Source organism: Pseudoflavonifractor sp. (assembly GCF_050943825.1).
Classification (GTDB): Bacteria; Bacillota; Clostridia; order Oscillospirales; family Oscillospiraceae; genus Pseudoflavonifractor.
Genome location: NZ_JBMNPX010000006.1, coordinates 77,158 through 99,275, shown reverse-complemented (window position 1 = coordinate 99,275; position 22,118 = coordinate 77,158). Strand labels below are relative to the sequence as shown.

Sequence of the window (22,118 nt, the reverse complement as noted above, 5' to 3'; positions counted from 1 at the left end):
GAGGACATAACTGCTGGAAAGACCCGCTTGAACGCGGGTGGAGGTTGCTTTGAAAGACTTTTTCCGCCATAACGGCGTGCTCATTCTCATTATCGCGGTGCTGCTGGCCCTCATTACGCTGGTGACCTCCGTCCTTCTGGGCGGCACGGCCAACCCCATCGCCAGCGCCGTGGGCTTTGTCACCACGCCCGTGCGCAACGGCATCAACGGCTTTGTGGGCTGGGTGGAGGGCGTGTACGACTACGCCTTCCAGTACGACCAGCTGGTGGAGGAGAACGAGCAGCTGAAAATTCAGATTTCCGAGATGGAGGAGAAGGTCCGCCAGGCCGAGGCCGACAGCCGGGAGAACGAGCGGCTGCGCAGCCTGCTGGGCCTGCGGGAGCAGCGGAAGGACCTGACGCTGGAGTCGGCCACGGTCACCGCCGTGGAGTCCACCAACTGGTACTCCACCTTCACCATCAGCAAGGGGGAGAACATGGGCATTTCCGCCGAGGACTGCGTCATTGATCAGTACGGCAATCTGGTGGGGGTGGTCACCACGGTGGGGCTCAACTGGGCCACCGTCACCACCATCATCGACACCGACACTGAGATGGGCGGCATCCTGGCCCGCACCGACACCGCCGCCATCCTGGAGGGCGACTTTGCCCTCATGGGGGAGGGCAAGCTGAAGCTGAGCTACCTGCCCGAGAACACCGACCTGGTGTCCGGGGATGAGGTGCTCACCTCCGGCCGGGGCGGCGTGTACCCGGCTGGGCTGCTGGTAGGGACCGTGGATACCGTCCACACCGACGACTCAGGCATGACCCGGTACGCCATCATCACCCCCTCCGCCGACCTGAACAACCTGCAGCAGGTGTTTGTCATCACCGATTTTGACATTGTGGAGTAAGGGGGCGGGCAGATGACACAGCGGGATTTTCTCACAAAATGGCTGATCTACGGCCTGGCCCTCCTGCCCGTGTGGTTTCTGGAGGTGTATGTCCTCAGCCGCATCTCTCTCTTCGGCGTGTCACCCACCCTGCTGCCCCTGGCGGCCATTACGGTGGCCGTACTGGAGGGGGGAGCCCCGGGCGCGGGCTTTGGCCTGGCGGTGGGCGTGATCTGCGATGCGGTGTACGGCACAAACGGCGCCATGACATGTTCGCTGGCCCTGCTGGGCGCCGGGGCGGGCATCACCGCCCAGTACCTGGTGCGGCAGAATCTGGTGGGCTGCGCCCTCTGCTCCGCCGCCGGACTCTTTCTCATTGAACTCTTCCGGGTGGGATGGCGGCTGCTGTTCCAGGTGGCTGATCTGCCCGCCCTGCTGAAGGTGGCTGTCCCTGAGTTCCTCTTCTCCATTATCTTTGTCCCACTCATTTACGCCATCTTCCACTGGGTCTGGAGCCGGACCCAGTTCGCAACCCTGTTCTAATCCCCGGCGCACCCATGCCCCGGGCCGCCTGTAAGGAGGTACCCCTTGGAAGCCAGACAGTTCCGCGCCCGCCTCCGGGTCATCACCCTGATCCTGGTGCTCATCATCGGCGTCTTTACCGCCGTGCTCCACAATCTTCAGATTGTCCACGGCGCCGACTATCGGGAGAGATCCGTGCGCAACATTACGAAAACCGAGACCGTGGAGGCCGCCCGGGGCCAGATTCTGGACCGGTACGGCCGGGTGCTGGTGTCCAACAGGACGGTCTATCAGGTCACGCTGGACACCTCCATCATGGGGGAGGAGGCCGAGCGCAACCCCAACCTGCTCGCCCTGCTGGAGATCTGCCGGGAGGAGGGGGTGACGTGGACCGACGAGGTGCTGCCCATCTCCATGACTGAGCCTTTCACCTATACCGACACCCTCACCGAGGCCGGCCAGGCCCGGTATGAGGCTTTTCTGGAGCAGATGAAGTGGACCGAAGCGGCTCAGCAGGGGCCGGACATCCTGCTGGCCAGGATGCGGGAATTCTATGAGGTGGACGAGAGTGTCTCCCCTGAGGATGGCCGGGCCCTGGTGGGGGTGCTGTGCGAGCTGCGCATGCGCTCTCTGGACATTCTGCGCACCTCCTATGTGTTCGCCCAGGATGTGGACATCGATTTCATCTCCCGGGTGAAGGAAGAGGGGCTGGTGGGCGTCACCATCGAGCCCACCACCGTCCGGCAGTACAACACTACCTACGCCGCCCATCTGCTGGGCCACGTGGGCAGCATGTATTCCGACGACTGGGAATACTACAAGAACATCGACGGATACCAGATGGACGACACCGTGGGCAAGGACGGCGTGGAGCTGGCCTTTGAGTCCTACCTGAAGGGCACCGCGGGACAGCGGGACATCAACACCAACACCAGCGGCAAGATTGTCTCCCAGCACTGGCGCACCGACAACGAGACCGGCGAGACCCTGGAGCCCGAGCCGGGGGGCAACGTGAGCCTGACCATTGACATCCGCCTCCAGGAGGTGGCGGAGCGGGCCCTGGCCAACGGCATTGAGGGCCTGGAGTCGGAGTACACCGAGGGCGGCGCCGTGGTGGTGACCGACATGACCGGCGGCGTACTGGCCATGGCCTCCTACCCCACCTACGACCTGACCACCATTTACAGCAATACCACCCTCTACAACGAGGTCGCCAGCAACCCCCTTAATCCCTTCAACAACCGGGCCATCAACGGCCTGTACTCCCCCGGCTCCACCTTCAAGATGATTGTGGGCACCGCTGCCCTCCAGGAGGGGCTGGTGACCCCCACCGAGAAGATCCGGGACACCGGCCGGTTCCAGTACCCGGAGGGGGAGAAGTACCCCTACGGCGACTACCACCCCGCCTGCTGGTACTACCTCCAGTACGGCGGCAGCCACGGCATGGAGGACATGGCCAACGCCATCAAGGACTCCTGCAACATCTACTTCTACACCCTGGGCGACCGGCTGGGCATCGACCTCATCGACCAGTACGCCTCCATGTTCGGCCTGGGGGAGAGCACCGGCTTTGAGCTGGGCGGAAAATCCGGCCGGGTGGCCGGTCCCGAGACCAGCGAGGCCCTGGGCATGACCTGGTACGGCGGCGACCTGCTGTCCGCCTCCATCGGCCAGGGCAACACCCAGGTTACCCCCCTCCAGCTGGCCAACTACGTGGCCACCCTGGTCAACGGCGGTGACCGGTACTCCACCCACATCCTTCAGAGCGTCAAGTCCAGCGACTTCTCCGAGGTGATCTATGAGTATGAGCCCCAGCTGCTGGACAGTGTGGACATCGACGAGGAGAACCTGGAGGCGGTCAAGTACGGCATGTACCTGATGGCCAACGAGGGCAGCGTCAAGAACGCCTTTGCCGACCTGCCCGTGGAGGTGGGCGCCAAGACGGGTACCGCCCAGGTAGGCCAGGTGGACAGCGAGTCCAACGCCGTGCTGGTCTGCTTCGCGCCCTACAACGACCCGGAGATCGCCATTTCCGTGGTGGTGGAGCACGGCGGCAGCGGTACCGACCTGGCCGGCATTGCCGCCGAGATTCTGTCCTATTACTTCAGCACCGGCACCACCATGGAGTCGGTGGACGGGGAAAACCAGCTGCTCCACTGAGCGGCATCTGAGAAGAGAAGGGAGGCCTGAGCCGTGAAGCGTGTCCTGACTGCCATACTGGCCCTGGTGCTGACATTGGGGCTGGGCGGCTGCGCCTCCATGCTGGACCACAACTACACCGTGGTCCAGCCCCATGAGGACGGCCCGGCCTCCGACGGCGACGTAATCACCGCCGAGAACTACCAGCAGCTGGAGGACGCGGTCATCTACTTTGTGGACCAGGGCATGTCCTACGGCGTGGTTCACCTGTCCAACTACACCCCCGACCGTGGCGATGTGGAGGCCGATGTGGATGCCGCCTGCCTCTATGCGGTTCAGGAGTATCCCCTGGGCTCCTATGCCGTCAGCTATATCAAGCCCCAGACCTCCTATATCGTCTCCTATTATGAGGTGAGCGTGTACCTCAGCTACCGCCGCACCCAGGACCAGGTGAACAGCATTGTCTCGGTCACCGGTACCAGCGCCATTCGGGAAGAGCTGCAGGACACACTGCGCACCTTCGGTGCGGAGGCGGTGCTGCGGGTGACCTACTTCAACGAGGACGAGGAGTTTATCCGGGAGCTGGTCCGCCAGGCCTACTACGACACCCCTGAGGCCGCCCTAGGCATGCCGGAGGTGACAGTGTCCCTCTACCCCAGCTTGCCTGAGGGGGAGGAGACCGCCCCCGGCGGGGTGCGGATTGTGGAGATCCAGCTCAGCTACCCGGAGGACCCGGAGCTGCTCCAGAAGAAAAAGGAGAAGCTGGTGGCACAGCTCAGCAGCGCCGCAGCCCACCTGGATGTAAAGGCCGACCAGGCGGGGATCCAAACCCTCTTTGAGCTGCTGAGGAGCACTGCCCAGTACAGCCTGCTGGACAGCGAGGGCCGCAAAGCCAACACCGCCTATGCCGCTCTGGTGGAGGGCCGGGCGGACAGCAAGGGCATGGCGCTGGCCTATCAGCTGCTGTGCCAGTATGCGGGAATTGAGTGCACCGTCGTGCCCGGCACCCTGGACGGCGCACCCTGGTACTGGAATATCGTCACCCTGTCCGACGGCGAGAGCCGCCATGTGGATGCCACTCGGGCCGACGGCTTTGCCCTCCAGGACGCAGAGCTGGCGGAGCAGTGCTACCAGTGGAACCGGGAGGAGTTCCCCAGCTGCGGCCTTCAGCCGCCCACGGAGACCGTTCTGCCGTCCGACATCCCTCTCCCATCCGATATCACCGGGCCTGCCGGTGAGGGACTGGCCGCTGTGGCGGGCGTAGGGCTGACCGGGGAAAAAGAAATTCAGGAAAAATGAAAAAAAGAGTTGACAGATGGCATCGCTTTGAGTATAATAACATCTGTCGCTTGCGGGTGTAGCTCATCTGGTAGAGCGCCACCTTGCCAAGGTGGAGGTAGCGAGTTCGAGCCTCGTCACCCGCTCCAGAATAAAACGGACAACTGTGAAAGCAGTTGTCCGTTTTGTTTTTGCTGCCAGCCGCGAAAAAGCCTGGCTGCTGAAGGAGTCCCTTCAACAGGCAGGCTTTTGATTTTGAAGAGGAATGAGCTTATCCGGCGGCGGGGGTCAGCATGCGGACCAGGATGACGGCCAGCTCGGCCCGGGTGGTGTAGCCCAGGGGGCTGAGGGTACCGGCGCTGGTGCCGGTGATAAGTCCGGCGCCCACGGCGTGCTTCATGCCGTCCACCGCCCACTTGGAAACCTTGTCCCCGTCGGGGTAGAGGCTGAGGACGCCCTCGGCCAGAGTATATCCCTTATAATAGGTGTAGCGGCTGAGGAACAGTGCCAGCTGCTCCCGGGTCACCGGGTCGTTTGCACCCAGGCGGCCGTCGCTGTATCCGTCGGCAATCTGGGTCTCTCTGGCCCAGCGGGCGGCCTTGTCGCACCAGCTGCCAGATTCCACATCGGGGAAGCCGGTCTGGCTGGTGGGCTCGGGACAGCCCTCCATCCGCCACAGCACCGTGATAACGGTAGCCCGGGTTACATAGGCGTTGGGGGCAAAGGAGGTGGAATTGGTGCCGTTCATCAGGCCCTTGTCCGTCACGGTCTGCACCGCTTCGGCATACCAGGCGCCGTCCTTTACATCGGTATAGTCAGAGGCCCAGGCCATGGGGGTCAGGCAGAGCGCCAGGCTCAGGGCACACAGTGAGGCGAGAATTTTGCGTTTCATGGGGATGGTACACCTGCTTCCGTTAAAATCGAAGCAAGTATACCATAATAATTTTACAAATCTGTGAACAGCGGCTCATTTTGTCAAAACGCCGTAAAATGCGCCCCTACCGCAGGGCCCAGGAGAGCATGAGCAGCAGTCCGAAGCCGGGCGCGCCCAGCACCCCCAGCACCAGGGCGTTGAACAGGTTGACCCCCAGGGTCACGCCGATGAGCCCGCCTATCTTTCCGAACAGCCACAGGACGGCCAGGCCCACGCCGGTGCGGCCCAGAAGCCGCAGCAGGCTCTTGATGGGCTTTCCCAGGGCGGCCATGGCTACCACCAGAACCAGACCGCCCAGAAGCCAGGGGAGCATATTCACCAGGGATTCCACAGCGGTCACCTCTGTGCAAAGTCTGCCGGAAACCCGGGCGGCGGGGCGGGAAGTCCCCTATCTTCTCAGCGGTGCGCCGTCCATCTCCTTGACCCGCCGGAGCAGATAGGAGTAGCGGGCCTGGAGGGCGTTGATTTCAAACACGTAGGACTCGATGAGGTCCGGGTCCCGGGCCGAGTTGAAGCCGGAGTAGGCCTGGGCGATGAGGGTGCGGGTGCGGGAGAGCCCCTCCAGCAGAGCGTCCCGTTCCTCCTCTCGGGGTGTGGGGCGTCTTTTGCAGAACGGCAGGGTCCTGGCGGATTCAGCCATGGGACCGGCCTCCTTTCCTTAAGGTGAAGTACTGGTACATTGTATGTTCATTTTGGACAAATATGACAGGCTCTATACCAAAAATAACCATACATACCGGGCGGCAGGGCGCACATACTACCCTCGGACAAGGCATAGCGCACCTCCTCTCTTTTTAAGCCGGTGCCCGGCAGGGCCCGCCCAACCGGGCGGACCCCTGCCCCACGGCGAAAGGCGAAAAGGGAAGGACGTGCCGGGGGCGGCGGCGAAAGCCGCCCCTCCTGCAGAAAAAACAGCCCTGTCCCGTCCGGCGCAGGGGGAGACAAGGGCTCCTCCCGCCGGGCGAGCAAAAGCAGCCGGGACCGTCTCTCCAGAGGGACGGTCCCGGTCTTTTTGCAGCCGGACGGTCCGCCGCCCTTTCCTTGACAGGAGGGGTAAATTGGAGATAAAATAATACAATGTAAAACTGTGTAATGCGAGGAGAAAGCAATGGCCAAAGCCAGTAAAACCTACGGCAACGAGTCCATTTCCGCCCTCAAGGGCGCCGACCGGGTGCGCAAGCGCCCGGCTGTCATCTTTGGATCCGACGGGCTGGAGGGCTGCGAACACGCCGTATTTGAAATTTTGTCCAACGCCATCGACGAGGCCCGTGAGGGCCACGGCAGCGTCATCACTGTCACCCGGTACGAGGACAAGTCCATCGAGGTGGAGGACTTCGGCCGGGGCTGCCCCGTGGACTGGAACGAGAAGGAGCAGAAGTACAACTGGGAGCTGGTGTTCTGCGAGCTGTACGCCGGCGGCAAGTACAACAACAACGACGGCGACAACTACGAGTACTCCCTGGGCCTCAACGGCCTGGGCTCCTGCGCCACCCAGTACGCCAGCGAGTACTTTGACGCCGTCATCCACCGGGACGGCTTTGAGTACACCCTCCACTTTGAGAAGGGCGAGAACGTGGGCGGCCTGAAAAAGGAGCCCTACACCGGCAAAAAGACCGGCTCCAAATTCCGCTGGAAGCCCGACCTGGAGGTCTTTACCGATATCAACATCCCGGTAGAGTACTACCTGGACGTGATGAAGCGGCAGGCCGTGGTCAACGCGGGCGTCACCTTCCGGTTCCGCAACCAGGTGGGGGGCAAGTTTGAGACCACCGAGTTCAAGTATGACAACGGCATTGAGGACTATGTGAAGGAACTCTCCGGGGAGAACCCCCTGACCCAGCCCGTGTTCTGGCAGACCGAGCGCAAGGGCCGGGACCGGGAGGACAAGCCGGAGTACAAGGTGAAGCTGAGCGTGTCCTTCTGCTTCTCCAACGCGGTGCAGATCATCGAGCACTACCACAACTCCTCCTGGCTGGAGCACGGCGGCAGCCCGGAGAAGGCCATGCGCTCCGCCTTTGTCTCCGCCATCGACGGCTACCTGAAGGCCCAGGGCAAGTACCAGAAGAGCGAGAGCAAGATCACCTGGAACGACATTCAGGACTGCCTCATCCTGGTGAGCAACAACTTCTCCACCCAGACCTCCTACGAGAACCAGACCAAAAAGGCCATCAACAACAAGTTCGTCCAGGAGGCCATGACCGAGTTTCTCAAGAGCCAGATGGAGGTCTACTTCATCGAGAACCCCTTTGACGCCCAGAAGATTGGCGAGCAGGTGCTCATCAACAAGCGGGCCAGAGAGAACGCGGAGAAGGCCCGGCTCAACATCAAGAAGAAGCTGACAGGCAGCATGGACATCTCCAACCGGGTGCAGAAGTTTGTGGACTGCCGCACCAAGGACACCGAGCGCCGGGAGCTCTACATCGTGGAGGGCGACTCCGCTATGGGCGCGGTCAAGCTGAGCCGGGATGCGGAGTTCCAGGGCATCATGCCCGTCCGGGGCAAGATTTTGAACTGCCTCAAGGCCGACTACGCCAAGATTTTCAAGAGCGAGATCATCACCGACCTCTTGAAGGTGCTGGGCTGCGGCGTGGAGGTCAACGACAAGCACGCCAAGGACATGGCCACCTTTGACCTGATGAACCTGCGGTGGAACAAGGTGGTCATCTGTACCGATGCCGACGTGGACGGCTTCCAGATCCGCACCCTGATTCTGACCATGCTCTACCGCCTCACCCCCACCCTCATCCAGCGGGGGTATGTGTATATCGCCGAGTCCCCCCTCTACGAGATTAACTGCAAGGAAAAGACCTGGTTCGCCTACTCCGACAAGGAGAAGAACGACATTGTGGCCTCCCTGGAGGGGAAAAAGTTCACCGTCCAGCGGTCCAAGGGTCTGGGCGAGAACGAGCCGGACATGATGTGGCTCACCACCATGAATCCGGAGACCCGCCGCCTTATCAAGGTCATGCCCGAGGACGTGGAGCGCACCGCCCAGGTCTTCGACCTGCTGCTGGGGGACAATCTCCAGGGCAGAAAGGACCATATCGCGGAAAACGGGTATAAATACCTGGAGCTGGCGGATATTTCGTAGGGGATAAGGTTTTGCTCGGGACCCGGCGATATGGTCCTTGCGAGCGGGAGCGAGCCGCCGCCAAGCGGCGTCAAGCGTTTTGGCCTGAGGCCAAAACCTTGCCGCAGGGGCAATTCACTTGCCCCGAGGGAATGAAATCCGGGGCCCCCGGCCGGCCAGGGCCGGCTGGGGAGGCATATCGCCGAAAACGGGTATAAATATCTGGAACTGGCGGATATATCATAAACAATCCTCTGAAAAGGACGGAACTCAATGGCAAAGAAAAAGGCCCCCGAGGAGGGGGCGAAGCACAAAAATAACCCCAACGTCATGGGCCTGCGGCCCGAGGTGCTGGAGCAGCCCATCACCGAGACGCTGGAGATCAACTACATGCCCTACGCCATGAGCGTCATCGTCTCCCGGGCCATCCCGGAGATTGACGGCTTCAAGCCCAGCCACCGGAAGCTGCTGTACACCATGTACCAGATGAAGCTGCTGGGCGGCGCCCGCACCAAGAGCGCCAACGTGGTGGGCCAGACCATGAAGCTCAACCCCCACGGCGACGCCGCCATCTACGACACCATGGTCCGTCTCTCCCGGGGCTACGGGGCCCTGCTCCACCCCCTGGTGGACTCCAAGGGCAACTTCGGTAAGGTCTACTCCCGTGACATGGCCTGGGCCGCCAGCCGTTACACCGAGGTGCGGCTGGACGGCATCTGTGCCGAGCTGTTCCGGGACATCGACCAGGACACCGTGGACTTTGTGGACAACTACGACGGCACCATGCAGGAGCCTACCCTGCTGCCCACCACCTTCCCCAACGTGCTGGTGAGTGCCAACCAGGGCATCGCCGTGGGCATGGCCTCCAACCTGTGCGGCTTCAACCTGGCCGAGGTGTGCGACGCCACGGTGGAGTACCTGAAGCACCCCGACTGCGACCTGACGGCGGTGCTCAAGGCCCCCGATTTCCCCACCGGCGGCGAGCTGCTCTATGATGCCGCCGAGATTTCCCAGATCTACAACACCGGCCGGGGCTCCTTCAAGGTTCGGGCCCGGTGGCGCTACCTGAAGAGTGAGAACCTCATCGAGATCTACGAGATCCCCTACTCCACCACCGTGGAGGCCATCATGGATAAGGTGGCCGAGCTCATCAAGGCGGGCAAGGTGAAGGAGATCGCCGACATGCGGGACGAGACCGACCTGACCGGCCTGAAGCTGACCATCGACCTGAAGCGGAGCACCGACCCGGACAAGCTGATGCAGAAGCTGTTCCGCGCCACTCCCCTGATGGACTCCTTTGCCTGCAACTTCAACATCCTCATCGCCGGCATGCCCCGGGTCATGGGCGTGCGGGAGATTCTGGAGGAGTGGACGGCCTGGCGGATGGAGGGCGTGCGCCGGCGGACCTACTTCGTCATGAAGAAGAAGCAGGAGAAGCTGCACCTCCTCAAGGGCCTGAAGAAAATCCTGCTGGACATCGACCGGGCCATAAAGATCATCCGGGAGACCGAGGAGGACGCCGAGGTGGTGCCCAACCTGATGATTGGCTTCGGCATCGACAACATCCAGGCCGAGTACGTGGCCGACATCAAGCTGCGCAATATCAACAAGGAGTATATCCTCAAGCGGATTGAGGAAACCTCTACACTGGAGGAGGAGATCGCCGACCTCCAGGATATCGTCAGCAACCCGGGCCGCATCAAGAAGATTATTATCGCCGAGCTGGGCGCTGTGAAGAAGAAGTACGCCCAGCCCCGCCGTACCGAGATCATCTACGAGCACCAGCGCCTGTCCGAGCCCGAGCCGGAGGAGGAGATCCCCGACTACCCGGTCACCGCATTCCTCTCCCGTGAGGGGTATTTTAAGAAGATCACCCCCGCCTCTCTGCGCATGAACAGCGAGCAGAAGTACAAGGAGGGAGACGGGGCGTGGCTCCAGTGGGAGTGCACCAACCGGGACGAGCTGCTGGTCTTCACCGACAAGCAGCAGTGCTACAAGACCCGCATGAGCGACTTCGACGACGCCAAGGCCTCCGTGCTGGGCGACTATCTGCCCACCAGGCTGGAGATGGAGGCGGGGGAGAGCGTGGTGTGGGCCTGCGTCCCCGGGGACTACTCGGGCAACCTGCTCTTCTTCTTCCGCAACGGCAAGGCCGCCCGTGTGGAGCTCTCCGCCTACCAGACCCAGACCCGCCGCCGGAAGCTGACCGGCGCCTACTCCGACAAGTCCCCCCTGGCCGCCGCTCTGCTGCTGCGGGAGGACCTGGAGCTGGCGGTGATCTCCACCGAGGGCCGCTGCCTCATCTTCCACACCGCCCTTCTGGCTCCCAAGGCCACCCGCACCACCCAGGGCGTCAACGTGATGACCCTCAAGCCCAAGCACTCGGTGGAGCGTGTGGAGCCGGTGGAGGGCAGCCCCATTGTCAACACCGCCCGGTACCGGGCCCGCAGCCTGCCCGTGGCCGGCGCCCTCCTGAAGGGAGAGGACCGGGGCGAGGAGCAGATGAGCCTGCTCTGAGCCGGAAATAACCCCATTAACCCAGCCGGAGCGCGGAAAGCGCCCCGGCGCCCCGTGAGAGGTATCTATGAAACCCAAATCCAAAGCGCTCACCCTGGCATGGTCCTACTTTATGATCACCCTGGCCTCAGCCATCTACGCCGTGGGCTTCAACTGGTTCTACGTGCCCAACGAAATCGCCTTCGGCGGCATCACCGGCGTGGGCCAGATTATCAACGCCGTCCTGCCCTGGGCCCCCATCGGCACAGTGGTCATCATCCTCAATATTCCCCTGTTCATCCTGGGCTGGCGGCTGCTGGGCGGACACCTGCTGCTGTCCTCCCTGTACGCCATGGCGGTGTCCTCCGTGTTCATCGACATCGTCAACAGCATCTGGACCTTTGAGGCCATGGACCCCATGCTGGCCTGCGTGTTCGGCGGCGTACTCATGGGGGCCTCCCTGGGCATGGTGTTCCAGCAGGGCGCCACCACCGGCGGCACCGACCTTATCGCCCGGCTCCTCAAGCTGAAAATCAGCTGGCTGCCCATGGGCAAGCTGCTCATGGCCACCGACCTGGTGGTCATTGTGGCCACCGCAATCGCCTTCGGCAGCGTGTACAGCGCTCTGTACGGCGTGGTGGCCCTGTATATCGCCGGCATTGTCATGGACCGGGTGCTCTACGGCATGGACAGCGCCAAGGTGGCCTATATCATCAGCGACCGTTTTCAGGAGATTGCCGCCGCCATTGTCAATGACCTGGACCGGGGCGTCACCATTCTCCAGGGCCAGGGCGCCTATTCCGGCGCGGAGAAGAAGGTGCTCATGTGCGCCTTCAAGCAGCGGCAGATTGTGTCCATCAAGCGGATGGTCAAGGAGCTGGACCCCACCGCCTTTATCATCGTGTGCGACGCCCACGAGGTGCTGGGAGACGGCTTCCGGGAGTACCGGCAGAACGACCTGTGAGAGGGGAAAGCGCGTTCCGGGCCACTGCCCGGACGCATAAAATAGAGAGGAGCGGTACATATGGCAGACATCCAAAAACTGCGCAGGAATCTGGAAGAGAACGGCTTTGCCACCAGTTATTTTGAGACGGCGGAAGAGGCTGCCCGCTATCTGGACGGCAAGCTGGATGGGAAGAGCATTGGCGTGGGCGGCACGCTGACCGCCCAGCAGATGGGCCTCGACAAGCTCCTGCCCTCCCACAATGCGGTCCACTGGCACTGGCTGGGCGGCACCCGGGAGGACGCGGCCAAAGCCCAGGTGTATATCAGCTCGGTCAACGGTCTGGCAGAGACCGGCGAGATCATCAACATCGACGGCACCGGCAACCGGGTGGTGGGCACCATTTACGGCCATGAGGAGCTCTATCTGCTGGTGGGCGTGAACAAGATCGCCCCCGACTATGACCAGGCCCTCTGGCGTGCCCGGAACATCGCCGCCCCCAAGAACGCCCAGCGCCTGAAGCGCAAGACCCCCTGCGCCGAGAAGGGCGACCGCTGCTACAACTGCTCCAGCCCCGAGCGCATCTGCCGGGCCCTCACCGTGCTGTGGAAAAAGCCCAACGGCATCCCCTACGCCGAGGTGGTCCTCATCAACCAGGAGCTGGGGCTGTAAGACGCGACAATTCTGTATCCAGTTAGGATGATTTCCATTGATAGACGCACAGACTTATGACTCAAAGGACCTGAGATTCAAAACCCCCTACGGCGCCGTCCCCGGCGGCACGGAGGTCACCTTCACCCTCCGCCCCCTCCGCTCTGAGGGCTATTCCCGGGGCATACTCACCGCCCGGCTGGAGTCCTGGGACAACAAGCGCATTGAAGTGCCCATGGTGTGGACCGGCCTGGACGGTGAGCGGGACATGTTCACCGGCTCCATCAACACCGACGGCTACATGGGCCTCATCTGGTACTCCTTCCGCCTGGAGCGGCTGGACGGCAAGTCGGGCAGAGAATCTCAGGAATATCAGCTCACTGTGTACGACGAAAACGACAAGGTGCCCCTCTGGTTCGGCGACGGCATGACCTATCAGATCTTCCCAGACCGGTTCTGCCGCCTGACCGTGCCCAATCCCGACGGCATGGTGGGCGGCCGCTGGGTCCACCAGGGTTGGGAGGAGGAGCCGGAGTACCGCCCCGACCACAAGGGAGAAATCCGCAACCGGGACTTCTTCGGCGGGAGCCTGGCGGGTATCCGCACCAAGCTGTCCTACCTGCGGGACCTGGGGGTGGAGACCATCTACCTCTGTCCCATCTTCGAGGGGCCGGAGAACCACCGCTACGGCGTGGGCGACTACGAGAAGGTGGACCCCATGCTGGGCACCAGGGAGGAGTTCTCCGCCCTGTGCGACGAGGCCCACGCCATGGGCATGCGGGTCATGCTGGACGGCGTGTTCAACCACACCGCCTTTGTCAGCAAGTACTTTAACGGCGACGGGTCCTATCCCAACCCCGGCGCCTGTCAGGGCCCCCAGTCCCCCTACTACGACTGGTTCTGCTTCCAGCACTGGCCCAACCAGTACACCTCCTGGTGGGGTATCTACTCCCTGCCCACCACCAACAAGAACAGCCCCACCTGGCTGGAGTACATCACCGGCAAGAACGGTGTCATCCGCTCCTGGCTGCGGGCCGGGGCGGACGGCTGGCGGCTGGACGTGGCCGATGAGCTGCCCGACCGGGTGGTGGCCGCCATCCACGACGCCGCCCGGGCGGAGAAGCCCGACGCGGTGATCATCGGCGAGGTGTGGGAGGACGGGTCCAACAAGATTGCCTACAGCGTCCGCCGCAAGCACATCCTGGGCGGCCACTGCGACGGACTGATGAATTACCCCTTCCGCACCGCTCTGGTGGACTACCTGCTGGGCGGCAGCGCGGAGCACTTCAAGAATTCCATGGAGACCCTGCGGGAGAACTACCCGCCCTTTGCCTGGCACCTGGCCATGAACACCCTGGGCACCCACGACACCATGCGCATCCTCACCCTGCTGGGGGAGAAGAGCGAGCAGCGGGGCCAGAGCCGGGACTGGCGGGCACACGCCCGCCTCAACGACCACGACCGTGCCCACGGCAAGGCCCGGCTGACTCTGGGGGCCATGGTGCTCTTCGCCTTCCCCGGAGCCCCCACCGTGTACTACGGAGATGAGGCGGGTATGGAGGGCTTTGAGGACCCCTTTAACCGCCGCACCTTCCCCTGGGGCCACGAGGACCGGGAGCTGGTGAGCCTGTTCACCGCCCTGGGCGCCGCCCGGAAGAGCAGGCAGACCCTGCGCCGGGGGGATATCCGGTACGAGAAGGCGGAGGGCCGCGTGCTGGCCTTTACCCGCAGTCTGGACGGGGAGACGGTGCTCTGCGCCGTCAACGCCGGACATGAGGCCGAGACCGTCACCATCCCCTGGGAGGGGACTGCCGTGGATCTGCTGGGTAGCCAGAACCTGGAGGCGGAGGAAGGCCTCCTCACGCTGGAGCTGCCCCCCCTTACCGGACGGCTTCTGGCCACGCCGGAGCGGTAAGGCCGGACGGAGGAGAGAGAACGTACCCCCGCGCCCGCTGGGCGCGGGGCTCCTGGCCTGAAGGAGAATGAAATGACAGCCTGTCTGACGCCCAACTAAACACCTCTTCATTTTGACCTCCTGTTCCGCAGATGGGAATGGGGGGAGCTTTGCTGTACACAAAATGAAGGGGTGTCTTTTTATGCGCATTTTCAGACGGAGAGAGGGCTGGCCTCAGGGCGCAGCGGGCAGGAATATCCCGCTGCTCTACACCATGGCCCTCCTCCAGGGTATGGTGTTTTACTCCCCGGTGGCCACCCTCTACCGTCAGGCGGCGGGTATCACCCTCCTCCAGATGGGGGTGATTGAAAGCCTGTCCCTGGCGCTGGCTCTGGGGCTGGAGGTCCCATGGGGGGCTGCGGCTGACCGGCTGGGTCACCGGCGGACGGTGGTGCTCTGCACCGCTGTATACGCCGTCAGCAAGGTGGTGTTCTGGCGGGCGGAGACCTTTGGAGGCTTTTTGGCGGAGCGTCTGCTGCTGGCGGTGTCGGTGTCCGGCCTGTCTGGCTGTGACAGTGCCCTGCTCTATGCCAGCTGCGGCCGGGATGGGGACCACCGGAAAGTGTTCTCCCACTGGAGCGCCTGCCAGACGGCGGGGCTCCTGGCCGCCGGACTGCTGTGGCCCCTGCTGGGCGGGCGGTACCGCTTGGCGGCCCTGCTCACCGTGTTTACCTACGCCGGAGCAGCGCTCTGCGCCCTGTTCCTGGCCGAGCCGCCTGAGGAAGCGGAGAGAGAGAAAAGGGAGCGGGGCAGTCTTTCCGCCGCTTTCCGCCGTACCGTTCAGATTCTGCCCCTGCTGCTGGCCTTCTGCCTGCTGGAGGAGGCGGGGAATGAGGTGACCATCTTCCTCAGCCAGCTCCAGTATCTCCGGGCGGGGATTCCGCAGGCCCTCTTTGGCCCGGCCTTCGCCCTGGTCACTGCCGTCGGGCTGCTGGGCGGAGTGTCCCACCGGCTCACCGGCCGCCTGGGTGTGGGGCGGGCGGGGACAGCGCTGTTCCTCCTGCCGGGGGCGGCCTGTTTGCTGATGGCGCTGTGGAGCGGTCCCGTGGCGGCACTGGCCGGGGTGGTGACCACGGCGGCCTGCCGGGCCATGGCGGCGCCCCTGTCTCTCTCCCTCCAGAACGAGCGGGTGGAGGGGAGCGGCCGGGCCCTTCAGCTCTCCTGCAACGCCATGGTCATAGATCTGGGGGCGGCGCTGCTCTATCCCGCCTTCGGCGCCTGCGCTGACCGCAGCGTCTCCCTGGCTCTGCTGCTGGCGGCGGGCTGCTGTGGGGCCGGTCTGGCCCTGTTTCTGCTGGGACTGAGGGGATCGCAACCAGCGGTTGACAGAGGGTAAGGGCGGCTTGATTGCGGAAAACAGGCCTGGATGCTAGAATGTGGCCATGAAAGGAAGTGACTGCCATGACGCTGGGACAAAAAATTCAGGCACTGCGTCACGATGCAGGGCTCTCTCAGGAGGGCCTGGGAGAGAAGTTAGGAGTATCCCGTCAGGCCATCAGCAAGTGGGAGGCCGACGGCGCGGTGCCCGAGGTGGACAAGCTCATCGCCCTCTCCCGTCTCTTTGAGGTGAATCTCCACGACCTGCTTCAGGTGGAGGGGACATCCCGGGAGGAGCCGGAGGATTCAGAGGAACAGGACCCACCGGCTCAGCCACCGGAGGAAGAGCCGAAATCTCCTGAGGAAAAAGATGAGCCGCCCCGGCGGAATGGCCGGTGGTGGAAGGCACTGTGTGTGGTGCTGGCAGCGGCGGTATGTATCCAGGGCGTGGCGCTGTTCCGGATGAATGAGAGGCTGGAAGAGCAGGAGGGCCTTCTGGGCGGGCTTCAGTCCACAAGCTGGAGTTTGGAGTCGCAGGTGAACTCTCTTGACAGTCAGATGAGCAGCCAGGTGGAGCGCATTGACCAGCTGGAACGTGCTGAGAATGAGCAGGAGCTGGGTGTGAGCACAGCTGACGGGCTGGTGGCAGATTTCCACTATACAATGGAGGCCACCAAGTACGGCTCAATGAATCTGAAGGTGACGCTGCTTCCCACCCAGAGCACCAGCGGAGGAAAAATCAACTTCCAATTAACCGGCGCGGATGGGACGGCAAGAACGCTCCCGGCTACCCAGGTTGAGAATGGATCGGCCTATACCCTGTCCATTATTTGCAGTGAGGCAGAGGCAGCCAACGGTTTTACCCTCTCGGCGGTGCTTCCCCTCAACGGAAAGCAGTACACCCAGGCTCTGGTCAGGTTCTCCGACATTACAGCGTACAGCTGGAACGCAGAGGAGCTTTGGAAAGAGTAAATAGAAAAAGTGCGTGGACAGTACCCGTCCACGCGCTTTTTTACAGCCGCTTGATGTTGTCCGAGATGTCGGCCAGGGCTTTGCTGGCCTCCATGTCGTAGGCCTGGCTCAGGGCCAAATCTCCCAGAGAGACCATGCCCACCACCTTGTCCCCGTCGGTGACGGGCAGCCGCCGCACCTGGGCGGCCGCCATCATCCGGGAGGCCTCCCGGGCGTCGTCCTCCGGGGAGACCACCGCGCAGTTGCGGGACATAATCTCCCGCACCGGGGTGTCGGCCGGATTTTCCTCCGCCGCCACGCACCGGAGCACAATGTCCCGGTCGGTGACAATACCCCGGAGCCGTCCGTCGGCGCCGCACACCGGCAGGGAGCCGATGTTGTGCCGGGCCAGAAGCCGGGCCGCCAGGGCCGCCGACTCTCCCGGGGCAATGGACACCACGCTGCTGCTCATCAGGTCACGTACCTGCATATCAATTCCACCGCTTTCTTCAGGCTGGGCGGCAGGCACGGCCCGCCGCCTTGTTACAGTTCAGTATAGCCGGAAAAGGGGATGCTGATACAACAACAGCGTAAAAAACAGCGGAGCGCCCAATCTTCAGGCGTTCCGCTGCTGTTATTTCGGCTCTTTCAGGGCCAGGTTCCGCCGCAGTACGGCGGGACCACGCCAGGCAAAGGCCCGGTCGCCGTACTTCTCCCGAAAGGTACGGTTGGTCAGACCCTCCAGGTCGTCAGGTGTGAGGGAGGGAATCAAATCCTCCCGGAAATCGGAGATGGGAGTGATGGCCGGATGGGCGTTGTAGGGGCACACCCGCTGGCACAGGTCGCAGCCCCACAGACACTCCTGGGCGGACAGCAGGGAAGTTTCCTCCGGGGACAGCGCCCCCTTCCTCTGGGAGATGTCCGACAGGCAGCGGGAGAGGTGGAAAGCCTCTCCGTCCAGCGCGCCGCCCGGACAGGCGGCGGCACATTTTCCGCAGGAGATACACACATTGGAAGGCTCGGATGTGGAAAACTCCAGCGGGCAGTCGGTGAGGATGGTGCCCAGGAACACATAGGACCCCCAGGGGGGCAGGATGAGCAGACCGTTTTGCCCCCGCAATCCCATGCCGCAGGCCCAGGCCAGCTGCCGCTCCGGCAGGGGAGAGTTGTCCGCACCGGGCAGAAATGAATACGAAGGGTATTTCTCGCGCAGAACATCGCATACCGTATTCAATTTTTCGGTCAAAACCAGGTGGTAATCCCGTCCCCGGGCGTAGAGAGACAGGTTGCCGGGGGCGTCCCCGGCGTAGTAGGGGAAGGCGGCCACCAGCACCGCTCTGGGTGTGGGACAGAGGACCAGCGTTTTTTCCACATCCTGAGGGGAAAAGTGTGGAAGAGCGTCCGCCCAGGCGAGCCCGCCCCAGGTCGCCGCACCGCAGGCGGCAAAGGCCCTGTCCAGCTCAGGGGTCATAGTGCTTGAGGGCCCGGCGGGCCAGCAGGGAGTCGGGCACACAGGGCTCGGGGCCGTTCTTCCGCTTCTGCTGCTGCTCGGCACCCTTGCCGGCCAGTACCACCACGGCGGGGGTGTCGGCCTCCAGAATGGCCCGCTCCACCGCCTCCTCCCGGTCGGGGATGACGGTCCAGGTCTTGCCGAAGGGGGCAATGTACCCGCCGATGTCAGCGCAGATGTCGGGCACCTCCTCGGGACCGGGGTCGTCCTCGGTGAGGATGATCCGGTCGGCCCAGCGGCCTGCCGCCTGACCCATGCCCTCCCGGCGGTCCAGTCCCTTGCCGCCGGTGCAGCCGAAGAGGACGGTCAGCTGCCGTCCGGGGAACTCCCGCCGGACGGAGGACAGCAGCGCCTCCAGGCTCATGCCGTTGTGGGCGTAGTCCACAATGACGGTCAGCTTGCCGTCCGGGGTGTTGAAAGTCTCCATACGGCCGGGCACGGCGGCCTCCGCCAGACCGGCGGCTACGGCGGACTCGGGCACACCCAGGGCCTCAGCCGCCGCCACGGCGGCAAGGGCGTTCTCCACGTTGAAGGAGCCGGGCAGGCCCATGGACAGCTCCCGGGTGTACCGGGGCGAGCGCACCAGGAAGCGGGTGGCGTCCCCGTCCCGGCGGATCTCACTGGCGTAGATATCGGCTGTGGAAAACTTGGTGGAAAATGTGTATATTTTGCTGCAACTCTCTGCGGCGGTCAGGATTCGTTCGGCAAAATCGCTGTCCAGATTCACGCAGGCGGCGGCGCTTTGGCGGAAAATCATCAGCTTGGAGGCGAAATAATCCTCAAAATTCGGGTGTTCCACCGGGCTGATGTGATCTTCCCCGATGTTCAAAAAAACGCCCACGGAAAATTCCACACCCCCGGTGCGGTGGTACTTGAGGGCCTGGCTGGACACCTCCATGGTCAGGTACTCCGCGCCGCACTCCGCCGCATTCCACAGGTGCCGCTGCAAATCCAGAGGCTCCGGAGTGGTCAGCTTGGCCGGACGGCGCTCCACGCCGTCGTCGGTGATGATGGTGGAGAGGATGGCGCTCTCAAGTTTACCCTGGCTCCGCCGCCACTCGTCCAGGATGGATTTTAGGAAATAGGCCGTGGTGGTCTTGCCCTTGGTGCCGGTGATGCCGGTGATGTGGAGCCGCCCGGAGGGATGGTCCCAGGCCCGGTCGGCCAGCAGGGCCATGGAGCGGCGGATGTCGGACACCAGGATGCAGGGCAGGGCACACTCCGGCCAGCGGCGCTCGCTGACGTACACAAAAGCGCCCTTTCCCGCCGCGTCCAGCAGGTACTGGGGCTTGAAGGCTGCGCCCTTGCAGATGAACAGTGTGCCGGGCACCACGGTCTGGGAGTCACAGGACACCAGCCGCACCTCCCGGGTCAGGTCGGCGTGGAGGGGGGCGGCGTCAGAGAGCAGGCCGTTTTTCAGCAGCAGCTGGTAGTAGTCGCCCAGAGGAAAGTGGGGACGGGACAAGGAAAACACCTCCAGAGAGGAAATAGCCCCGCTGGGTGCCAGCGGGGCGGTAAAAGATGTATCAGGGACGGTCTGTCACACCATGCGCAGCTTGTAGCCGCAGTAGGTAATGCACCGCTCAGCCAGAATGTCCATGGCGTCCACGTAGAACTCGGGCAGGGGGTGGTAGGTGCGGTAGACCGACAGCTCGGTGCAGCCCAGGATGGCCGCGTCACACCCGGCCTCACGGAGGCACTTGTCCATGACGGCGAACTTCTCCCGGCTGCCCTTCTCGCCCTTTTTAATCTCGTCGTAGATGATGCTCATGACCACCTTCTGGACCTCGGGAGGGGGGGAGAAGGCGGCGAGCCCCTGGGCCTCGCACTCCCGCTGGTACACGCCGGTGCGGACGGTGCCGTCGGTGGCCAGGATGCCCACCTTGTGGACGCCCGGGTCGGCGGAGAGCACCTTCACCGTCTCCCGCACCATGTGGATGATGGGGATGGACAGCTCACCCTGGAGCCGGTCGGCGAAAAAGTGGGAGGTGTTGCAGGGGATGGCGATGGCGGTGCAGCCCACCTGCTCCAGGGTCTTGGCGTCCTGGAGGAGGCGGCGGTAGCAGCCCTCCGCGTCCCCGCCCAGGATGGCGGAGGTGCGGTCGGGCATGCGGGTGTCGCTGAGGATGACGGTGGGCAGGTGCTCCTGGTCGCAGGCCGCGTCGGTCCGGTCCAGGATGCGCTGGTAGAAATCCTGGGTGGCCTGGGGGCCCATGCCGCCGAGGATGCCGAGTTTTGCTTCGTTCATATGGTAAATCCTCTCAGTTGGCCTTCTCCATGGAGCTGGCGTACCGCTCCTTGTACCGCCACTGGTCCCGGATGATGCGCAGCTTGTGGATCAGGTTCCGGTCCGCCTTGTAGAAGAGGGGGTTGACCCAGGCGCCGGCGGCGGTGAGGGCCTTCATCTCCTGGTGGTACTTGCTGGGGATGTAGTCATAGGCCACCTTGGCCGGGATGACCCGCCACAGGTGGCGGTTCTTGGTGACGGTCAGGGGAGCGGGACGGTGGAAAATCCGGTCCTCCACCAGGTACTTGGCCAGGTTGTGGCCTGCACCGGTGACATAGTAGTTGCTGCGGCCCTGGCGGCAGTTGATCTCAAAGACCTTGAACTTGCCGTCACGCTGGTCATACTTCACGTCGAAATTGGAGAAGCCGGTGAATTTGATGTCCTCCAGAAAGGCACGCAGCTTCTCGCACAGCTCGGGGGCCTCCTCGGTGATGATGACCGCGTGGTTGCCGATGCCGTGGCGGGTGTGCTCCTCCAGCAGCACGTGGCCCACGCACATGAGCTGCACCTTGCCGTCCTCACCGGAGTAGTTGGTGACCACCCGCATGAAGGAGTCGTCGCCGGGGATGAAGTCCTGGATGATGAGGGAGTCCTCATAGCCGTGGTTGTAGATGTCGTCGATGACCTGGTCCACCTCTTCCCGGGTCTGGAGCACGTAGGCCTTCTTCTGGGTGTCGAAGGGGTGGTCCCAGTAGGTGGCGCTCTCAGCGGGCTTGACCACGAAGGGGCCGGAGAAGGGCAGGGTAAAGTCATGGCCCTCTCCCTTGTGGTAGACGTAGGTGGCGGGGTGATCAATGCCGTACTGGTCGCAGAGCTGGTAGAACCGCTCCTTGTGGATCAGGGTCTCCATCAGGGCCAGGTCGATGTAGGGCGCCACCACGTTCTCGGGGAACTTGGGCAGGTTGACGGCGATGGAGGTCAGGTAGTTGTCACCGCAGCCCAGCACGATGACCTTCTTGTCGGGGAACTCTTTGGCCACCTCGGTGACGTTCTTCAGCACCACCTCGGGCGCGTCGTTGTTCTGGCACACCCGGTAGTCGATAATGTCGCTGCCGTAGCAGGGGCCGGAGGGGTACATACCGTAGGCCACGGTCTTGACGCCGTAGGCCTCATGGAAGGCCCGGGCCATGCTGTACACGTTGATGTCTGCCCCCAGCAGCAGGGGGACAAAGGGCTGTTGGCTCATGTCGAATTA

General features: G+C 63.2%; 19 protein-coding genes and 1 tRNA gene. 12 read left to right on the top strand and 8 right to left on the bottom strand.

Annotated features, from left to right (window positions below; translation table 11 throughout):
* The first annotated feature begins 49 nt into the window (after window positions 1-49).
* From mreC to ACOX7T_RS07720, 5 genes are all read left to right on the top strand, one after another.
* Window positions 50-892, top strand: coding sequence for a rod shape-determining protein MreC (gene mreC / locus ACOX7T_RS07740; RefSeq protein WP_433441496.1), 843 nt, complete (start codon window positions 50-52; stop codon window positions 890-892).
* A gap of 12 nt (window positions 893-904) precedes the next feature.
* On the top strand, window positions 905-1,414 hold the full coding sequence (locus ACOX7T_RS07735; RefSeq protein ID WP_433441494.1) for a rod shape-determining protein MreD: 510 nt from the start codon (window positions 905-907) through the stop codon (window positions 1,412-1,414).
* Between the two features lie 45 nt (window positions 1,415-1,459).
* Entirely contained in the window at window positions 1,460-3,553 is a 2,094-nt protein-coding gene (locus tag ACOX7T_RS07730; protein ID WP_433441492.1) for a penicillin-binding transpeptidase domain-containing protein, read from the top strand.
* Window positions 3,554-3,586: 33 nt separating this feature from the next.
* Window positions 3,587-4,831 carry a hypothetical protein gene (locus tag ACOX7T_RS07725; protein ID WP_433441490.1) on the top strand — a complete coding sequence of 415 codons (1,245 nt, stop codon included), beginning with the start codon at window positions 3,587-3,589 and terminating at the stop codon, window positions 4,829-4,831.
* Between the two features lie 52 nt (window positions 4,832-4,883).
* A tRNA-Gly gene (locus ACOX7T_RS07720) sits at window positions 4,884-4,959 on the top strand.
* 122 nt (window positions 4,960-5,081) lie between these two features.
* On the opposite strand, the gene ACOX7T_RS07715 is transcribed toward ACOX7T_RS07720, so the two are convergent.
* The 3 genes from ACOX7T_RS07715 to ACOX7T_RS07705 all read right to left on the bottom strand — a co-directional run bounded on the left by ACOX7T_RS07715 (window position 5,082) and on the right by ACOX7T_RS07705 (window position 6,384).
* Complete coding sequence (locus ACOX7T_RS07715) at window positions 5,082-5,702, bottom strand: S-layer homology domain-containing protein (RefSeq protein WP_433441488.1); 621 nt, start codon at window positions 5,700-5,702, stop codon at window positions 5,082-5,084.
* 106 nt (window positions 5,703-5,808) lie between these two features.
* Window positions 5,809-6,075 carry a pro-sigmaK processing inhibitor BofA family protein gene (locus ACOX7T_RS07710; protein WP_242823623.1) on the bottom strand — a complete coding sequence of 89 codons (267 nt, stop codon included), beginning with the start codon at window positions 6,073-6,075 and terminating at the stop codon, window positions 5,809-5,811.
* A 57-nt stretch (window positions 6,076-6,132) separates the two neighbouring features.
* Entirely contained in the window at window positions 6,133-6,384 is a 252-nt protein-coding gene (locus tag ACOX7T_RS07705; protein WP_433441485.1) for a YaaL family protein, read from the bottom strand.
* A 468-nt stretch (window positions 6,385-6,852) separates the two neighbouring features.
* Here ACOX7T_RS07705 and ACOX7T_RS07700 point away from each other — a divergent pair, with 468 nt between their 5' ends.
* From ACOX7T_RS07700 to ACOX7T_RS07670, 7 genes are all read left to right on the top strand, one after another.
* Window positions 6,853-8,835: a DNA gyrase/topoisomerase IV subunit B gene (locus ACOX7T_RS07700; RefSeq protein ID WP_433441483.1), complete on the top strand. Its 1,983-nt coding sequence runs from the start codon at window positions 6,853-6,855 to the stop codon at window positions 8,833-8,835.
* Window positions 8,836-9,087: 252 nt separating this feature from the next.
* On the top strand, window positions 9,088-11,331 hold the full coding sequence (locus tag ACOX7T_RS07695; RefSeq protein ID WP_433441481.1) for a DNA gyrase subunit A: 2,244 nt from the start codon (window positions 9,088-9,090) through the stop codon (window positions 11,329-11,331).
* A gap of 67 nt (window positions 11,332-11,398) precedes the next feature.
* The gene (locus ACOX7T_RS07690; RefSeq protein WP_433441479.1) at window positions 11,399-12,274 is read left to right on the top strand and encodes a YitT family protein; all 876 of its coding nucleotides are present in this window, start codon (window positions 11,399-11,401) and stop codon (window positions 12,272-12,274) included.
* A gap of 60 nt (window positions 12,275-12,334) precedes the next feature.
* On the top strand, window positions 12,335-12,925 hold the full coding sequence (locus ACOX7T_RS07685) for a lactate utilization protein (RefSeq protein ID WP_433441477.1): 591 nt from the start codon (window positions 12,335-12,337) through the stop codon (window positions 12,923-12,925).
* Between the two features lie 37 nt (window positions 12,926-12,962).
* A complete protein-coding gene (locus tag ACOX7T_RS07680; RefSeq protein ID WP_433441475.1) occupies window positions 12,963-14,819 on the top strand; it encodes a glycoside hydrolase family 13 protein in 1,857 nt (618 codons plus the stop codon).
* A 181-nt stretch (window positions 14,820-15,000) separates the two neighbouring features.
* Window positions 15,001-16,194, top strand: a complete 1,194-nt coding sequence (locus tag ACOX7T_RS07675; RefSeq protein ID WP_433441473.1) for an MFS transporter — start codon at window positions 15,001-15,003, stop codon at window positions 16,192-16,194.
* Window positions 16,195-16,259: 65 nt separating this feature from the next.
* Window positions 16,260-17,147 carry a helix-turn-helix domain-containing protein gene (locus tag ACOX7T_RS07670; protein WP_433441471.1) on the top strand — a complete coding sequence of 296 codons (888 nt, stop codon included), beginning with the start codon at window positions 16,260-16,262 and terminating at the stop codon, window positions 17,145-17,147.
* Between the two features lie 40 nt (window positions 17,148-17,187).
* Here ACOX7T_RS07670 and ACOX7T_RS07665 read toward each other — a convergent pair whose 3' ends face one another.
* The 5 genes from ACOX7T_RS07665 to ACOX7T_RS07645 all read right to left on the bottom strand — a co-directional run bounded on the left by ACOX7T_RS07665 (window position 17,188) and on the right by ACOX7T_RS07645 (window position 22,109).
* Window positions 17,188-17,616 carry a CBS domain-containing protein gene (locus ACOX7T_RS07665; RefSeq protein WP_433441469.1) on the bottom strand — a complete coding sequence of 143 codons (429 nt, stop codon included), beginning with the start codon at window positions 17,614-17,616 and terminating at the stop codon, window positions 17,188-17,190.
* Between the two features lie 144 nt (window positions 17,617-17,760).
* Window positions 17,761-18,597, bottom strand: a complete 837-nt coding sequence (locus ACOX7T_RS07660; RefSeq protein WP_433441467.1) for an epoxyqueuosine reductase — start codon at window positions 18,595-18,597, stop codon at window positions 17,761-17,763.
* On the bottom strand, window positions 18,587-20,110 hold the full coding sequence (locus tag ACOX7T_RS07655; RefSeq protein ID WP_433441465.1) for a Mur ligase family protein: 1,524 nt from the start codon (window positions 20,108-20,110) through the stop codon (window positions 18,587-18,589). Before ACOX7T_RS07655 ends, ACOX7T_RS07660 begins: the two co-directional genes overlap by 11 nt.
* Before the next feature lie 66 nt (window positions 20,111-20,176).
* Complete coding sequence (locus ACOX7T_RS07650) at window positions 20,177-20,884, bottom strand: aspartate/glutamate racemase family protein (RefSeq protein WP_433441463.1); 708 nt, start codon at window positions 20,882-20,884, stop codon at window positions 20,177-20,179.
* 13 nt (window positions 20,885-20,897) lie between these two features.
* Window positions 20,898-22,109 (bottom strand): ATP-grasp domain-containing protein, encoded by a 1,212-nt coding sequence (locus ACOX7T_RS07645; protein WP_433441461.1) that lies wholly within the window; start codon window positions 22,107-22,109, stop codon window positions 20,898-20,900.
* Between the last annotated feature and the right edge of the window lie 9 nt (window positions 22,110-22,118).

Coding starts and splice junctions, on each gene's coding strand:
- ACOX7T_RS07690 (WP_433441479.1), top strand. CDS start 11,399: ATGAAACCCAAATCCAAAGCGCTCACCCTGGCATGGTCCTACTTTATG.
- ACOX7T_RS07645 (WP_433441461.1), bottom strand. CDS start 22,109: ATGAGCCAACAGCCCTTTGTCCCCCTGCTGCTGGGGGCAGACATCAAC.
- ACOX7T_RS07700 (WP_433441483.1), top strand. CDS start 6,853: ATGGCCAAAGCCAGTAAAACCTACGGCAACGAGTCCATTTCCGCCCTC.
- ACOX7T_RS07715 (WP_433441488.1), bottom strand. CDS start 5,702: ATGAAACGCAAAATTCTCGCCTCACTGTGTGCCCTGAGCCTGGCGCTC.
- ACOX7T_RS07650 (WP_433441463.1), bottom strand. CDS start 20,884: ATGAACGAAGCAAAACTCGGCATCCTCGGCGGCATGGGCCCCCAGGCC.
- ACOX7T_RS07695 (WP_433441481.1), top strand. CDS start 9,088: ATGGCAAAGAAAAAGGCCCCCGAGGAGGGGGCGAAGCACAAAAATAAC.
- ACOX7T_RS07670 (WP_433441471.1), top strand. CDS start 16,260: ATGACGCTGGGACAAAAAATTCAGGCACTGCGTCACGATGCAGGGCTC.
- ACOX7T_RS07705 (WP_433441485.1), bottom strand. CDS start 6,384: ATGGCTGAATCCGCCAGGACCCTGCCGTTCTGCAAAAGACGCCCCACA.
- ACOX7T_RS07665 (WP_433441469.1), bottom strand. CDS start 17,616: ATGCAGGTACGTGACCTGATGAGCAGCAGCGTGGTGTCCATTGCCCCG.
- ACOX7T_RS07735 (WP_433441494.1), top strand. CDS start 905: ATGACACAGCGGGATTTTCTCACAAAATGGCTGATCTACGGCCTGGCC.
- ACOX7T_RS07675 (WP_433441473.1), top strand. CDS start 15,001: ATGCGCATTTTCAGACGGAGAGAGGGCTGGCCTCAGGGCGCAGCGGGC.
- ACOX7T_RS07660 (WP_433441467.1), bottom strand. CDS start 18,597: ATGACCCCTGAGCTGGACAGGGCCTTTGCCGCCTGCGGTGCGGCGACC.
- ACOX7T_RS07685 (WP_433441477.1), top strand. CDS start 12,335: ATGGCAGACATCCAAAAACTGCGCAGGAATCTGGAAGAGAACGGCTTT.